This window comes from Nonomuraea cypriaca (assembly GCF_015645445.1).
GTDB lineage: Bacteria > Actinomycetota > Actinomycetes > Streptosporangiales > Streptosporangiaceae > Nonomuraea > Nonomuraea cypriaca.
Genome location: NZ_JADOGI010000046.1, coordinates 1 through 15,521, shown reverse-complemented (window position 1 = coordinate 15,521; position 15,521 = coordinate 1). Strand labels below are relative to the sequence as shown.

Genomic DNA, 15,521 nt, shown 5'->3' with positions numbered 1-15,521 from the left:
ACTGGGCCATGATGCCGGCCGGCAGCGCCCGGTAGAAGCTGCGCCTCCCCCATCCTTCGGGTTGCCTGATCGAGGTGCTTCGCACCTTGGCCGTGATGGGGTCCCGGTAGCAACGAAGAAATTTCCAACGAAGTAGCGTCTGACCTGCGGTGACCCCGGACTCTGCGGCTAAGGTCTCGATTCGCTTACGGTGCGGATCATGAGCGACGACGATCCTTGAGTTCAGCGGGCACGTCGGCGTTGGACGGGGTCGGCTTCAGCGGTGACGCTGGCGGAGGTCTCTTCACCGAGCCGGACGTAGCGGCCGAGGCTGGCCAGGTGCTGGTGGCGGCTCTTGGCCTGCAGCTCCGGCGCGGTGCGGCCGGCGTGGGCCAGATGCTGAAGTGCGCTGTGGCGGAGCTGGTGCAGCGTCCAGCCCTGCCGGTGCGGGTCGAGTCGGGCCGAGGCGGTCTTGAACAGGTATTCGGCGCGCGGGTAGGACAGCCGCGCGCGCCCGGTGGTCGGGTCGATGTCGGCGGCCGCGGGCGTGCGCGTGCCGGAGGCGGGAGCGCGCCGGTTGGCCAGGAACACCGGTCCCGTGGTGCGGCCGGTCAACAGGCGGGGCAGCAGCCTGGCGGTGGGGGTGGCCCGGTGCACGTACTCGATGGCGCCGCCCTTGGAGACGACACGGGCGCGGCGGAATTCCAGGTCGAGGTCCTCGACGTTGAGGGTGAGGATTTCCTCGGCGCGGGCGGCTGTGTCGTAGAGGAGCCTCCACAGCAGTCGTTCCCGTAGGGCGTGCGCGGGGTCGGTGAACAGCGTCTCCAGCCGGGGGCGCGGAATGGCACGGTCACCGCGGCGGGCGGGCTTGCGGCGCTCCAGGCGCCGGGCCGGATTGGTGGCCAGCAGCTCCTGACGCTGGGCCCAGGTGGTGAAGGAGCACAGGGCGGACAAGTGCCGGTTCCAGGTGGCGGCGGCCGCGGTCTTCCAGCGGTCCATCACCGCGGCGTAGTGCTCGGGGGCCAGGGCGGCGACGGGATGTGCCGGGCCGGCCATGGCGGTCAGGCGGGCGAGGGTCTCGGCGTAGCCGGCGCGGGTGGTGGCCACGGTGATGGAGTCGAGGAAGCGCTCGACCGCGGCCATCGTCGTCATACCGCCGGTCGTCGCGCCGTTGGCCGGGTCGGGCTGGCCGGGGAAGGCCACGACGGGCACGGGCGTCCTCCAGGCAGGCGATGTGACACATAATGTGGCCGAGTCGCCGTCGCGGCGACGGGCTCCGAACTGGGCGGACATGACCCGACGGAGGCCAGTGTGACAGATAATGCAAGTTCTATGTCACAGACAGGTGGCCAGAGTCGCGCGCACCGTCTTGGTCATCGGATGGTACGGGTCTGTCGTCCCACGGACGACGTCGCGTGCTGGCACGGGGCCGCATGACAATGTGCCACTGGGCGGGGTTGTGCGGCTGTCGGAACGGGTGTACTCCTGAGGTGAGTGTCACAGCGATCGCTGGTGACACAGGCGTCAGGACCTCGCGTCTGTGCCCATTCGATTCCTCAGGGCGACGCAGGTGCTGGAAGGTATCGGCGAGAGTACGACGGCGGCCCGAGGCGGATTGTGGCCTTGGGCGGGCCCATCGGGCCTCACCCGTTCGTTCCTCGACATGGCCGTGGAGGCCGCTCATGAACTCCCAGGACGCCAGGATCGCGCGCATTTACACCACCCAGACCGGCAACAAGGTCGGTGACCCCACACCGAACGCTCCCGACGTGGCAGGAAAGCCGCCGGCCACCGCCTATGACCTGGTCGTGGAGATCGAGGCGGGCAACAACGTCATCGACAACGCGCCCTACACGCTTCTGATCACCAGTATGGACGACACCGCCGGTACCGCCGTGGCCGCGCTGGACCCCGCGATCCCGGCCCAGAAGTTCGCATCGCCGCCCTTCACCAACGTGGGACTGGACTTCGTACTGGTGCAGACCTTCAGCATCCCCGTCCCCGCGGCCGGCGTGCAAAATCACCTGCTCCACTACAACGCCGTCATGTACAACAGCAACTTCCAGATCGTGTCCATGCTGAGCAGCGAACAATTCCTGCTGGTGTAACACCCGCCCGCGCTCGGCGGCTCTCCATCTGATTCCCGCAGCTCGGCGAGCTCCGTGGTGATCAGGTCAGCCAATGCCGCGAGCTGCGCCCGGGAGAATGGCCGAACTCGGCCACGAACTGCAGCTGCTGGGGCTCTGGCGTACTCGAGCAGTTGGTCATACGTTCAGCAAAAGGCGTGCCGCAGAATGTCTGCGGCACGCAACGAAGAGGAGGATTCGCAATGATCGACACTACTCAACCCATCCGTCCGTACTTCACCGATAAAGAAATTCTGCCGGCGCTGGAGCTGTCTAGGAGACAGTTCGCCGACGGCCGGAGGAAAGAATACGAAATCGTCGACGATCGGATTCTGGAGGCACTGAAGAGTATTGACGAGTCGGACGACTACGCCAAGATCCTCTGGAGGGTGCAGCAGGAAAACCCGCACGATGAGCGCTTCTTCGACATCGATTACTTGGCGCGAGGCATCACAAATTTGAAGCTGTTCTACTCGTTGGAGGTGATAGACGGACGGAACTTGCACTCGCTGTCCAAGTCCCTGGACGTCTTCTGGCATGCTCATCAGAATTTCAGTTTCGAGTACATGAATTTCTGCGACAAGGCGTTCGGCCCGAACCAGTTTCTTCATCACCTCCCAACGGACAAGCGTGACCAGGCCGTACAGGAGGCCATGGAGCGTCGTTACGACTACACGCGAACCATGCTGGGAAAGATGGTCAGCGTCGACAAGGATTTCTGGGGCCCGGATATTATCATCTGCTGCAGCTACGACTCCCCCGTCGCGGAGGGTTTCGTTTTTTGGAGGCCGGCCCTCATCGCAATGGAGCCAGCGTGTGATCTCTATGATCGCCGCTTGAACGACGAGCTGAAGAAGAAGGTGAACTTCGTCATCGACGGCTTCGCCGCCCTGCGCAAGCCCTGAGGGGTCGTCGGGCGGTCCGGCCGCCGCCCCCTCAGGAAACGATCCGCTGCCCACCGCCCTGCTGCGCGCGGCTACCCAAGTTGTCGGGTATGAGCACGGTCGTGTCGTGCCGAACCTCCTAGTCCGCCGGCGCCTGCCGGGGGGATCAGCAGGGACGTCCCCCGCATAGTGGGCCTCGGTCCGCAGAGAGATTCCGAGCGGAATCCGGCGTTGGTGACTCTGAGCTACCAGGGTGCGGCGCGGCTTGACATAAAGACACTTAACAAGCAACGCGACCTGGGAGAACGCACCGAAGAACGTTCTCACGGACGCGACCGCCGGACTCATGCCCGAACGTCCCGACCGAAATGCAGCCTCAGGATGGGACGCCGGTCACGTGCAGTGACCTACGGAGATGTCGCTCGTTTGGGGCGTGTGACTCAATTCTTACCGGCTTGCCAGACAGGACGGGAAGCGAAGACATGGAAAAAGGACAAGACCATGGCGCCAGTGGCCCTGCCCGGCAGAAGGTCTGCATCGTCGGGGCTTCGGGGAAGCTCGGGCAGTACATGGTGCAGCACGCGCTGGACCGCGGTTACGAGGTGGCCGGCGTGTGCCGGGAGACAAGCGTGCCCAAACTCGACGCGTTCCGGGGACGCATCACCCTCCACCCCGGTGCGACCGACGATCGCGAAGTCATCAAAAGAGCCGTCGACGGCTGCGATGCCGTGCTGACCGTGCTGGTCCCGCGCGGGGTCCACGGCTACGCGACAGGAACCGCCCAGGCGGTGCTCGACCACGCCCAGCCCGGGGCCCGTCTGGTGTTCTCCTGCGGCTGGCACATCACCCTCGATGGCCGGGATGTGTACTCGTGGAAGATCAAGGCACTGGTCAAGGTCGCCGGCCCGCTCGCGCGGCTGGCTCGCTTCGCCGACCTCGACGACCAGGTGGAAGCCTGCCGGCGGGTGTTCGCCAGCGGCACACGATGGACCGTCGTCCGCGGCAGCGACCTGGAGGAGGGCGACAGCCAGGGCCTGCCCGTCTGGAGCCGGCACGTCGGCGACCCCATCCTCCACAGCAACCGCACCCGCCGCATCGACTTCGCGTTGTTCATGGTCGAGGCCATCGGCAACGACGACCTCGTTCATGAGGCGCCGGCGATAGTCGGCCGCCAGACCCTCTCAGCCCTCGCCCACGCCTCCGCCACCCCGGGGCCGTGATTGATCCCTTCGCACCATGCCGCCCAGGCCAGCGGCGGGACGGCCTGGCAGGATCAGTTCCTGGCGAGCGTGCAGGACGCCCGAGAGCGCGCGCGGGCCACCGTCGACGGGCCAGACAGCGCGCGAGCGGGCAATGGCGGCCCGCCGTCGGGCCGAGCAGCTGGCCCAGCGTCCTTCAGCCGATCCGGCGCCGGGAGCCGAAGGGAGCGGGCCGGTGAGTGATCGACCGGCCCGCGGCGGTGGCGGCGCGTGAACGGTCGTAGATGCGCGAATTGCGCCCAGGCCGGGCGTGGGCGGCAGGCCCGGCGAGCGAGGCCGCCGTCGACGCCGAGACCATGGCGGCCGCCTACGACATGCTCCAAGTCATTGTCACGTCATCGTCGCGCTCACCCAGAGCGTGCCATAAGCAGTAGGAGGTGGCCCCGCGCCCGGCGCGGGGCCATCCCTACGATCAACCGCCTGCGCCGACAGCCGGGAGCGCGGCGGCGAACTTGTCAGGGCGACAGCCCCAGCTGGCGCAGTTGCGCGGGCCGCAGCGGCCGCCAGCCGCTGGTGTCGAGCTTGGCCAGCTCCGCCTCGACGTCGACATTGATCACCCCGAAGAAGTTGATGTTGTCGCTGTGCCCGGGCGAGATGTGCGACAAGATCTCGTCGCTCACCTCCCGGCCCTGCGAACGCAGCTCCAGCACCGCCCAAGAATAATATTCGGTCGTCCACGCGACCACCGCGTTGATCAGCAGGGTCAGACACCACGCCTGCTCGGTCTGCTGTTCCAGGTGCGGCCGGGTGATGGTGCCCTGCTGGGCGTAGTGCAGGTCACGGCGCAGCGCGTGCGGGCTCTCTCCCTTGTTCAGCTGCCGCGGATCTTCCTCCTGAAGGCCGGGTCCGAGAGGTACTTGGCCAGGTGCACGGTCCTTCTGAGCATGCCCCACTCCTTCAACGCGGCGGCCAGGGTGTTCTGCCGCGAGGCGGCCGACCACTTGCCGACGATCAGCGAGGCGGTGGCCTGGCCGTACTTCAGCGACCCGGCCATCCGCAGCAGGTCCGGCCAGCAGCTGGCGATGAGGTCCTCATTCCAGCGCGCGCCCAGCAGTGGCCCGGCGTGCGGGTAGCGCTTGGAGATCTCGGTCGGGGTGTCGTCCCGGACCAGGGTGATCCGGGTCAGATCCCGCATCCGCGGCGTGAGCGCCTTGCCGACCAGGTCGAACAACGCAAAGTTGATGAGCGTGGCGCCGTGCGTATCCGTTGCATGCTCGGTGATCGGAAGGTCGGTGGCGTTGCCAAGGAAGTCGTCCAGGACGTAGTGTGCCTCCCGCGCTGTCGGCACAATGATCTTCGTGCCGTACGTCGACCATTGGTCCGTTGAGACATGCGTGTAGGTCGACAGCACCTGACCGCCGTGAATGACCATGGTCCGGCCGGTCAGGGTTTTGCCGCGGACGGGGAAGCGCTGGCCGTCGGAGGAGCTCATGGTGCCGCCACCGAACACCTTGGCCAGCTCCAGGCCGTAGTGGTGGTTGACGATGGCCGTGTTGGCCTCGCGCAGCGTCTCCTCCCGCACGTACCACTCCATGGTCCAGGCCAGCACGTCGTAGGACACCCCGCAGGCCTCCGACATCCGGGCCAGGCCCAGGTTTGTGGCCATCGCGATGAGTACGGCCAGGATGTTGCGCTTGGTCTCGGTCGAGGTGCTCAGCTTGCGGCCGCCGGCGTGGGTGAAGCAGTCCAGGAAGTGCGTGCGCGCGTCCAGTTCGATCAGCAGCGAGGCGATCGGCGCGAACGGCAGCATCGCGTCCAGCTCGTCCTTGAGCGCCTTGGCCTCGGCCGGTACGTCCTCGGCCGACAGCGGCGGCACCACCAGGTGCTCGTCCTCATCCAGCCGGACCATGCCGGTGTCGCCGGGAGCGGCACTGGCCAGGGTCGTCTCCAGCTCTTCCAGGGCCGCGTGCAGTTCCTCCTTGCCCTGCTCCAGCGCGTCCGCCGCGTTCGGCGGCTTGCCCATCAGACGGCAGTACTCGCCGCGCCGGGGCACCCACTGCTCGGGCGTGTACAGGTAGGTGGCCGGATCGGCGTAGCGGCGCGAGCCCGGTACGAAGACGTCCCCCGAGCGCAGCCCGTCCCGCAGGCACAAGATCACGCACAGTTCCCAGTAATGGCGATAGGCGGTGTCCTCTCCGGACTTGCGGGCCTTGGCCAGGTAGTCGGCGTACTTGGCGGGCACGAAGCCGGTCGGCGCCGTCGCGGGCACCTTCCGGCCGCCGAGCCGGTTCATCTCCTTCAACACCGCTACCGCCTCCATCAGCTCGCCCGTGCCCGGCCCGCCCTGGAAGTCGATCGCGGCCAACACGTTCGGGGTGAACTGGCGCAGGTAGGTGTAGGACGAGTCCAGCTCCGACAACCGGCCATGGTCGCGAGGCAGCGGCTTCCACGCATCGGAGGTGATCTCCCGCAGCCGCTGCATGCCGATCCGCTCGCGCAGCATCCCGCCCACCTCATCGTCGGGGATCGCCGGGTCGGCCAGCACCGGCAAGATCATGTCCATCAGCAGCTGCCGGGCCTCGCCCTTCTTGGCCCGCTCGACCAGCGCCTCGTCCGTCTTGGATTTGGCCCGTGACTCCCGCGCGCTGACGGCCTGGTCGAACAGGGCCACCACCTCATCGAGCTGGTCGACCGCGGCCTGGGCGATGAACGCCAGCAGGATCGGGAACCTACGCTCCTTGCGCCGCTCCAGCCCCTGGTTGGTCGAGCGGCGTGCGACCTGCGCCAGGAACCGGCGCCGCTCGTTCGGCAGCACCGACACATCCATCTGGTGCGCGTCGATCGCGCGCAGCCAGGTCAGCTTGTCGATCGCGGCCTTCACCGACGTCGCCGACGCGTCCCGGGCCGGGCTGACCAGCCACTCCAGCCGGGTCATCCCCAGCCCCGCATCCACCAGCAGCATCCGCTCCAGATCGGCGCGGACCTCCTCCGTCAACAGGTGCCCCACCAGCTGCGAGGTCAGATCGGAGGCCGCCTTGCGCCGTGCCGACCATCTTGGCCAAGACGAGCACGCCGGGCCGGATCACCTTGGCCGCCATCAGATACTCGCGCGCCAGGTTGAACAGCAGCGTCGGCGAGTCGTGCTCCATCGCCCGGTCCAGCAGGAACTGCTCCACCTCCTTTATCGCCTGGCTGCCAGCTGGGGCCGTCTGCCACTCCAGATACTTGGCGACCAGGCCCAGATGATCCGGGCGGGTCTGATCGCGCTTGCCGTACAGCCGCAGCGCCGCCGGAGTCACCCCGAGCCGCTCGGCCACCCGCGCCACCGCCGCGGCCGGCGCCGCGCTCACATCGTCGGGCACGAACCCGAGCCAGGGCAGGCTGCACAGCTGGACCAGCATGCCCAGCCGATCAATTGGGCCCCGACCACCGGGACTCACGAACGCCACGTCAGCCGCCGCCGGGGTGAAATACCTGATCAGCTCATCGCTGGTGATCTCCGGGTACGAGCGCAGCTGCTCCAGCTGCTCCTCGGAGAACATCTTCTCGGACAACGCACCACCTCTACCTGCCGTACCGGATGAAACCGGAACGAACGTAGCGGCCGTGATCATCACCTGCCACAGGTGGTCAAGCTTCTCCGTTTATGCAGGTCAGAGGCTACTTCGTTGGAAATTTCTTCATTGCTACCGGGACCCCGTGATGTCAGCGTGGCCCGGCGAGAGCTCAAGCCCATCACCTCGTACGGCAGCCGAAAGGTTGTCCATCTCTGTGCTGGAATCCCGTAGACCGATACCTGTCGTGGGAGCGAGACCGTCGCCCCACATTGGGTCAACGGCCCGTTGGCGACCCAATTGCCGAGTTCAATCAGACGCGGGATCGGGTGCTTTCTAGGGTCGTCTGGGGTTGCCGGCGTTCACATGATCGGGTTCAAACCACTAACGCCACGCTAACGAACGATCAAGGGCCTGATCGCTGTCTCCAGCGATCAGGCCCTTGACCTGCTACTACACTGTCGGGGTGGCGGGATTTGAACCCACGACCTCTTCGTCCCGAATTAAATGGACGTCCTACCAGGTTCTAGGGGAACCGCAGGTAGGGGATTTCGATCGTCCGCGTGAGTTCGCCGAGATGCGCGATAGTCCGTCGCGGTTGCTGTACTGCTTGGCTGTACGCCTGACTCCTGTACGGGACTACGGAGCGTACTCGCTCACGCGGGTTGGGGCGCCGCCGTCAGGTGCTAGCGCTAGCACCTGACCCTGCTAGCGCTAGCACCCTCGCTAGCACCCGTTTTAGCCCGCGACCAGCAGGCTAGCGGCTAGCAGGTCACCCGGACTCACCCCCAAGGTCCGCCAAATCGACAGAGTGCGCCCCTGACGATGCCTGCTAGCGCACGCGCCAGAGGCAGTTACTTGCCGTGAGTGCCGAGACAGCAGAGTGATGCCGAGTTACCGTCGTGCGCATGACGGAGGAGACGCGCACCGCCCTGAAGAACTACGACGCCCTGATTCGGTCTCGTGGTCTGGATGACGTGGAACTCGACTGGGACACGGACACGCTGGTGCTCGCCCATGGCGGCGTAGTGATCGACGAGCTGTGCCGTCCCGGTTTCACTGACGCAACCTGATAGATCGGCCAGCACTGCCAAGCACTCCCCCCCGGCCGCGTTCGATGCCTGCGGCTGAGCGGGGTGGGGGCCGTCGCATCAATGTCGAGTTCGAGCTGTCATAGCGGCATCCCCCGCCATACACTGGTGCGCACCACTGTTCAGCTATCCAAGGGACAAGGAACGCCTGGTGGGCGAGAAGACAGAGCGAGTCGAACAGTCAATTCGCGATCTGATCACGTCGGGGGAACTTGGACCAGGTGGCCGCCTGCCCTCTGAACGAACGCTGGCACAGGAGCTGGGCGCCGGCCGCACGACGATTCGACTCGTTCTGATGCGGCTTGCGGCTGAAGGACTGGTCCGTAGCGAGCATGGACGCGGCTACTTCGCCGTTCACAGAGCCGAAAGCGACCAGAAGAAATGACAAGGATTCTCGTCCTAGGCGGTACCGCCTTTGTCGGCCGTGCCGTTATTGCGAGCGCCCTTGAGCGTGGATGGGATGTGACTGCATTCAATCGCGGTATATCCGGTTCACCGCCCGAGGGTACAAAGACTGTCCATGGCGATCGGAACAACTCGGCGGATATCGCCAAGCTAGCCACGGCCGGACCGTGGGACGCGGTCGTAGATACGTCGGGATATGTTCCACGGAATGTGTTGGCCACAGCACAAGCTCTGGAACCTGTGGTAAATCGGTACGTCTTCATGTCTACCGTGAGTGTCTACGCCGATTGGCCAGTTAAACCGCTCACAGAGAGTTCTACTGTCCTAGAGTGCCCACCGGATGCAGACGAGAACTTCGGCGAAGATGTGGAGGATGGCCCAACCAAGTACGGTTACCAAAAGTCCGGATGTGAACTAGCGGCCCAGATTACGGTGGGCAGAGATCGAACCACGGTCCTTAGACCTGGTGTCGTACTGGGGCCGCATGAGTACGTCGGAAGACTGCCATGGTGGCTTAGGCGGGTTTCTGACGGAGGTCGCGTTCTGTCGCCCGGAACTCCTTCGCGCAGCATTCAGCCTGTAGATGTTCGCGACTTGGCGAATTTCGCCGTTCGTGCGATAGAACACTCCCTGCCCGGCGTCTTCAACGTAACGGCCCCAATTGGCTTTGATACCTTCGGCGGTCTACTGGCTAATTGCGCATCGGTCACGCAGTCCGATGCGGAATTTGTGTGGGCGCGTGATGAGGTCTTGCTTGCGGCCGGAGTGCGCCAGTGGTCTGAAATGCCATTGTGGCGTGTACACGCTGGCGTTTGGCAGGTTTCCTCTGACCTTGCTCACGCTCGCGGCCTAGAGTGTCGGCCACTCGTGAACACTGTGCGCGATACCTGGGAATGGCTGAAGGCGACCAACAACCTATCAACGCATGAGCGCTCAAACGAGATAGGAATTAGCAAAACCAGGGAGAACGAGATTCTGGCCGCACTTACTTAGAGAGCTTCGTCCACTACGTCAGGCTTTGCGGCCGTGTCCTTCAACCAACCATGGATGCGTGAGGACAGAACCTTGGATCGGCCATCCTTACCGCGGGCACGCTCATCAAGCATGGCCTTCACCTTAGCCAGCCTACCGGCGAGAGATGCGTTACGCATTTCTTGAGGCAACGAGAGCGCTACTTCCAATTTCTCTTCAGCTGCATCATGATTTCCGCTAATTAGATATGCGGCTGCAAGGTCGATGGTCGCGCCTGTGGTCGGGGAGAATGGCCGCCGCTCCTCAGGCAGTGAAGCGTAGGAACTTAGCGCCCTCTCGGCATAAGAAGCCGCCTTTTCCCCGTCGCCAATGTGGAGCCACGCGGCGGCGGCACACGCAGCTGCACGAGCGTCGTCGAACGTAAACTCTCCTCTTACTGAATCATTGAGTTCATCCGGGCGCGTGTCGCGTGCGTCGAAGTCCACCCGAGCTTCCGCAAGCGCATCGTCAATCGCCTGCTTGTTGCCTTGTACTGCATACGCTCGACTAGCGATATACAGCAGGCGATAGCGAGGAACCCCCGCCGGGGCGATTGCTAGCCCGCGCGACAAGTAGGCCAGCGATTGCTCAGGTTCACGCCTCCAAAAGGCGAGAGTTCCTTGAAGTCCAAGCGCCCACGCCTGAAGTGAAGAATGTCCCGCCAGCTCGGCGTATGTGGTAGCTGACTTAGCAAGGGTGGCCGCCGCCTGCCAGTTTCCTAGGTCGAATGCGATCGAGCCCATAAGGGCGTTGGTTTGCCCGAGCACCACGTACAGGTCTGAAAGATCCGAGGGCCGATAGGTGCGCTGTGCCAAAGTGCGCGCCAGGTCTCGGACGGCCCTGGCATCCACGAACGCGACCATGGGCGGGCGTGACGAGTACGCCCGAGCTACGCATACAGTGCGGTCGTACAGGTCGGCAATGCTTTCCGTGGGGCATTGGGAAGCTCTAAGGGCTACGTCTTCCGCCGACTCGTTGGCCGCCGCCATTACCACCTCGCGAGAATCACGTTCACCGTCTCGGACCGGTTCTCTCGCGTGCCGCTCCAACAGGATGGCAAACCGCGCCTTCACGGCATCTGGGGCTCTTTCAAGGGCAGTGTCAAGGATTTGCTGCATTGCTGGCACCGGAACAAGTTCCGGCTCCGCGTCCCATTTTGCGACGGTTCGGGCAGCAACTCCCAGATGGCCCGCATACGCCTCAATGCTCATGCGCCACGCTGAGCGGAGCGCGCCGGCCCTACGCCCTGTCCAAAGATCGACGACCATGCCTAACCTGCGCTTTTTCGGGTGCCTTTCCCTTACGCATGCAGTACCAGTGCATCACGAGTGCAGCGCCAGTGCACGGCGAATGCATGGGCTTCAATCGTCCGCCAGCGTTCACTTGAGAGTGTGCACGGCCGCCACGGATCACGGCGGAGCCCTTGACACTGGTGCGCACCAGTTGTGTACTACTGGTGCGCACCAGTTGAGCCTGGGGCGCACCGGCACACAAAGAAGGCCCCGGCGGGAGGCACCCCGCCAGGGCCGGAACATCGATCAGTTTGGAGCCTTTCGATGTACATCCACGCTACCGCGCCGGAATACCGGAGCAAGCCCGTCCACGGCCCGGCCGGCGCCGACGCGCCTCGCATCGCGGTCAGTCTCCACCTGGAGCTGACGCAGGAAGAGGCGGCGGCCGTGCTGACCGGCTTCGCTATCGGCCTGGACGAGAGCCACGACGCGGAGATGACCCCGGCGCAGCTGCGACAGACGCTCACGCGGGTCATCACCGACCTGACCATGCACAAGGTTCGCACCGCCGCCAACGATGCCGCCGACCTGGCGGACCCGGACGACACGGCGTTCCTGGCCTGGTGCCGTCGCCTCGTTGGGCGCCTGGTGCCCGTCCGTCGCACCGCCACCCGCCGCCAGCTGGCGGGAACGGGGGCCGCTCGATGACCACCGCCGTGATCAGCACCAGGAACACCGCCGCTCTTGACCTGACCCTCCGTCTGCCCTACGGCGAGCTCGCTGTGGCGCTGTACGCCTCAGACATGCCGACCCGCAGGCTTCCCGCTCGTGACATCGCGCTAGAGCAGGTTGCGGCGTGGGTCGCTCGGGGCGTCGAACGTCTCGGCGGTGAGGTCAAGGTCTGGTGGCTCGACTTCCAGAGCCGTCAGCTCGGCATCCGGCTGTCCGAGGCGGGAGCGACCACCTCACAGGAGCGCACCGAGTACCGGGCTCTGTGGCCCCAGCCGCGACGTGAGGACTCCGCTCTGAGCCTGGCGTACGTCGTCTGCGACCTGCTCAGGCAGGCCGGTCACGATCGGCGCTTCCCCAGCGTGCAGGTAGAGCTGCCGATGGGCGGAGAGGTCTACTCCGTGAAGGTCCCGGCGCGCGACATCGAGATGGCCGCCCGCCTGGCGGAGTCTCACCAGGTCGTGACGGCACCATCGTGCGGCCCCCTCCGCCGCGCCGCCGCCCGGTCCGTCCGCCAGCTGGCAGGAACGGGGGCGGCGGCATGAGCGAGGCGCCCCGCCTGGAGATCGACGTACGGATCAGCCTGACCGTTGAGCAGGCCACGGCCGCACTGGCGGGCCTGCCCGGCCTGTTCAGCTCGGCAGCCGGTCAGCGCGTCGCAGAGCTCGTGACACCCGGTGTGATCCGGGCTGAGCTGACCGCCCTGGTGCTGACGCACGGCATGCGCGCCATCGATCGCGAGGCGGTGCAGCTGGCCGATTGGGAGCACACCTCCGATTCCGATGCCGCCTTGGTCGGCTGGTGCCGCGACATGGTCGCCCGGTGCCTGGCCGCCCAGCGCGACCGCGCACAGGGGGTCGCGATGGCGGACGGCATTTGCCCTGTACCCCACGACGGTAAGGGGGGCGGTAAGGGGGACGGCAACCCCGGCGTCCGCCCTGTACGTAAGGCCGGTACACCCCCGGTACAGACGGACCGTCCGCGCCGTCCCGTCCGCGGTCTGCGTGCGGTCCCGACCGCTCAGACCAGCAGCGCTCCGACCGCCGGTCCGTCCGCCGCTCCGTCCGGCGGTCCGTCCGCCTAACCCGCCGCGCGGGGAGCACACGCCTCGATCAATCGACCGTGGATCGATCGACCGTCGATCGACGCCCCAACGGTTCCTCGATCGATCGACGCCGCCCCCGTTCGCCGGTCCGACCGTCGATCGACCGTCCGCCGGACCGTCCGTGTTCGCTGCTCAGGAAGGACGAACGCTTGTCCACCCTCGACGCATCCACCGACCCGCCGCCCGCCAACGTCGGCGCTCACACGCTCGACGACATCCGGGCCTTCATCCGCCGCTTCTGCATCTTCCCCAGCCCGGCCGCCTACGACGCGGTCACGCTGTGGGCGGCCCACACACACCTCATCGACGCGTTCGAGTCCACACCGCGCCTGGCGTTCCTGTCTCCCGAGCCAGGATCAGGCAAGACCCGCGCGCTGGAAATCCTGGAACTGCTGGTACCCAATCCGATGCTGGCGGTCAACGCCACCCCGGCCGCGCTGTTTCGCTCCGTGGCCGATCCCGCGCTGCGCCGCACCGTCCTGTTCGACGAGATCGACACCATCTTCGGCCCCAAGGCCAAGGACAACGAGGAGCTACGCGGCCTACTGAATGCCGGCCATCGGCGCTCCGGTGTCGCCTACCGGTGCGTGGGCGAGGGCACCAACCAGGCTGTCGTGGCCTTCCCTGCCTACGCCGCCGTGGCCATGGGCGGACTGGGCAACCTGCCCGACACGATCCTCACCCGATCGGTCATCATCCACATGCGCCGCCGCGCCCCCGGCGAACAGATCGAGCCCTACCGCGAACGGCGCCATGGACGCGAGGGCCGCAAGATCGGCACCGCGTGCGCCGACTGGGCCAAGACCGTGGCCGACGCTCTGGCCGACGCCTGGCCCGAGATGCCCGAGGGCATCACCGACCGGCCCGCCGACGTCTGGGAGCCGCTGCTGGCCATCGCTGATGCCGCCGGGGGCACCTGGCCCGACCGCGCCCGCGCCGCCTGCCTGGAGCTGGCCCGCCAGGGCGTCCAACGGGGGGTGAGCCTCGGTATCCGGCTGCTGGCCGACCTGCGGTTCATCTTCGACGGCGCCCGCGCCCTGTTCACTGAGGACATCCTGACCGCGCTGTGGGACCTGGAGAACGCCCCCTGGTCGGACCTGCGCGGCAGGCCGCTCGACGCGCGCGGCCTGGCCCGCCTGCTGGACCAGTACGAGGTGGCCCCGACCAAGGTCAAAATCAACGGCAAGGCGCTGATGGGCTACCGCGCCGACGATCTGGCCGACCCGTGGGCGCGCTACCTACCCGCCCCCGCCGCCCCGGCCGGAAGTCCGGAACCTCCGGAACCTGCGGAACCGGGCAGGTCAGAGGCACCGACTTGGGTTCCGGAGACGTTCGGGGTTCCGGAACCCGGTGCGCTCGAAACGGAACCCCGGCCAGACAGTGGCCACCTGATGTGCCCTCGGTGTGGTCAGCCCATGGATCCCGCGCTCACCACGGCAGGGATGCTCGCTCATCCCGGGTGCCTCACCGCGCAGGTTCCGGCTACGGGTGCCGGGGTTCCGGAACCTGGAGCGTCTCCGGAACCTTTCCCGCCCGCTCTGACCTGCGAGGTTCCGGAGGTTCCGGAGGTTCCGGATTTCTCGGACGGGACGCAGGGACCACCCGCCGCCGCATCCGCCGCCTGACCCGCCCTCACCATGATCTTTCTGGAGACGACCACTCATGAGCACCGCCGCGCACACCGCCCGCGCCGACCAGCTGGCCGCCGCCGTGGCCGAGGCCACCCGCCATCAGCACCGCATCGCCGATCGCGAGCACCTGCCCCTGCTGGCCATCCCGGACAACCCATGGCTTGCCGACCAGGTCCGCCGCCTGCACACCGCGATTACGAGCCGCCAGGCCCGGGTGTGCCCGCACATCACCGGATCGCCCAGCGTGGTCTACGCCGCCGCGTGGACACCGGGCCTGCTGGTCTGCCCGGCCTGCGTCGGCCACCTGCGCCCCACCGACGACGCTGAGGACGGCACCTGCGACCGGTGCCGCCGCCCCGCCAACGAGCTGTACGCGGGCATCGTCCAGACCGGCCCCCTGCTGCTGGCCTACGGCCTGTGCCGCCACTGCGTCCGTCGTACCGGCCTGGCCAACCTCCACCCCGGCGGCACCCCATGACCGCGCCCCGGCCGGCGAACGACCCGTCGCGCACCACCACGGCGCCGGATGCGTCGCGTGCCGCCAGTACGACACGACACGTCGCGCCCCCCACTGG

General features: G+C 66.5%; 13 protein-coding genes and 2 pseudogenes. 11 read left to right on the top strand and 4 right to left on the bottom strand.

Going from position 1 to position 15,521, the window contains the following annotated elements:
* Window positions 1–222: 222 nt before the first annotated feature.
* Window positions 223–1,191, bottom strand: coding sequence for a tyrosine-type recombinase/integrase (locus ITP53_RS17360; RefSeq protein ID WP_328814813.1), 969 nt, complete (start codon window positions 1,189–1,191; stop codon window positions 223–225).
* 470 nt (window positions 1,192–1,661) lie between these two features.
* Between ITP53_RS17360 and ITP53_RS17355 the strand changes: the two genes are divergently transcribed.
* The 3 genes from ITP53_RS17355 (at window position 1,662) to ITP53_RS17345 (ending at window position 4,209) form a co-directional block, all read left to right on the top strand.
* Window positions 1,662–2,087 carry a hypothetical protein gene (locus ITP53_RS17355; RefSeq protein WP_195896435.1) on the top strand — a complete coding sequence of 142 codons (426 nt, stop codon included), beginning with the start codon at window positions 1,662–1,664 and terminating at the stop codon, window positions 2,085–2,087.
* Window positions 2,088–2,308: 221 nt separating this feature from the next.
* Window positions 2,309–3,010 carry a hypothetical protein gene (locus ITP53_RS17350; protein WP_195896434.1) on the top strand — a complete coding sequence of 234 codons (702 nt, stop codon included), beginning with the start codon at window positions 2,309–2,311 and terminating at the stop codon, window positions 3,008–3,010.
* A 461-nt stretch (window positions 3,011–3,471) separates the two neighbouring features.
* On the top strand, window positions 3,472–4,209 hold the full coding sequence (locus tag ITP53_RS17345) for an NAD(P)-dependent oxidoreductase (protein ID WP_195896433.1): 738 nt from the start codon (window positions 3,472–3,474) through the stop codon (window positions 4,207–4,209).
* 494 nt (window positions 4,210–4,703) lie between these two features.
* Here ITP53_RS17345 and ITP53_RS17340 read toward each other — a convergent pair.
* Both ITP53_RS17340 and ITP53_RS57550 read right to left on the bottom strand, forming a co-directional pair.
* Window positions 4,704–7,195: pseudogene (locus ITP53_RS17340) on the bottom strand (Tn3 family transposase).
* Between the two features lie 43 nt (window positions 7,196–7,238).
* A pseudogene (locus tag ITP53_RS57550) lies at window positions 7,239–7,730 on the bottom strand (DUF4158 domain-containing protein); the annotation flags it as partial.
* A gap of 920 nt (window positions 7,731–8,650) precedes the next feature.
* Between ITP53_RS57550 and ITP53_RS17335 the strand changes: the two are divergent.
* From ITP53_RS17335 to ITP53_RS59280, 3 genes are all read left to right on the top strand, one after another.
* On the top strand, window positions 8,651–8,815 hold the full coding sequence (locus ITP53_RS17335) for a hypothetical protein (protein ID WP_195896432.1): 165 nt from the start codon (window positions 8,651–8,653) through the stop codon (window positions 8,813–8,815).
* 169 nt (window positions 8,816–8,984) lie between these two features.
* A complete protein-coding gene (locus ITP53_RS17330; protein WP_195896431.1) occupies window positions 8,985–9,218 on the top strand; it encodes a winged helix-turn-helix domain-containing protein in 234 nt (77 codons plus the stop codon).
* Entirely contained in the window at window positions 9,215–10,231 is a 1,017-nt protein-coding gene (locus ITP53_RS59280; RefSeq protein WP_195896430.1) for an NAD-dependent epimerase/dehydratase family protein, read from the top strand. Before ITP53_RS17330 ends, ITP53_RS59280 begins: the two co-directional genes overlap by 4 nt.
* On the opposite strand, the gene ITP53_RS17320 is transcribed toward ITP53_RS59280, so the two are convergent.
* Complete coding sequence (locus tag ITP53_RS17320) at window positions 10,228–11,100, bottom strand: hypothetical protein (RefSeq protein ID WP_195896429.1); 873 nt, start codon at window positions 11,098–11,100, stop codon at window positions 10,228–10,230. The two genes, ITP53_RS59280 and ITP53_RS17320, sit on opposite strands and share 4 nt — an antisense overlap.
* Before the next feature lie 705 nt (window positions 11,101–11,805).
* Between ITP53_RS17320 and ITP53_RS17315 the strand changes: the two genes are divergently transcribed.
* The 5 genes from ITP53_RS17315 to ITP53_RS17295 all read left to right on the top strand — a co-directional run bounded on the left by ITP53_RS17315 (window position 11,806) and on the right by ITP53_RS17295 (window position 15,424).
* Entirely contained in the window at window positions 11,806–12,189 is a 384-nt protein-coding gene (locus ITP53_RS17315) for a hypothetical protein (protein WP_195896428.1), read from the top strand.
* Window positions 12,186–12,755 (top strand): hypothetical protein, encoded by a 570-nt coding sequence (locus tag ITP53_RS17310; RefSeq protein ID WP_195896427.1) that lies wholly within the window; start codon window positions 12,186–12,188, stop codon window positions 12,753–12,755. Before ITP53_RS17315 ends, ITP53_RS17310 begins: the two co-directional genes overlap by 4 nt.
* Window positions 12,752–13,294 (top strand): hypothetical protein, encoded by a 543-nt coding sequence (locus ITP53_RS17305; RefSeq protein WP_195896426.1) that lies wholly within the window; start codon window positions 12,752–12,754, stop codon window positions 13,292–13,294. Before ITP53_RS17310 ends, ITP53_RS17305 begins: the two co-directional genes overlap by 4 nt.
* 170 nt (window positions 13,295–13,464) lie before the next feature.
* Window positions 13,465–14,940, top strand: a complete 1,476-nt coding sequence (locus ITP53_RS17300; RefSeq protein ID WP_207756058.1) for a DUF3631 domain-containing protein — start codon at window positions 13,465–13,467, stop codon at window positions 14,938–14,940.
* 37 nt (window positions 14,941–14,977) lie between these two features.
* On the top strand, window positions 14,978–15,424 hold the full coding sequence (locus ITP53_RS17295; RefSeq protein ID WP_195896425.1) for a hypothetical protein: 447 nt from the start codon (window positions 14,978–14,980) through the stop codon (window positions 15,422–15,424).
* Window positions 15,425–15,521 lie beyond the last annotated feature (97 nt).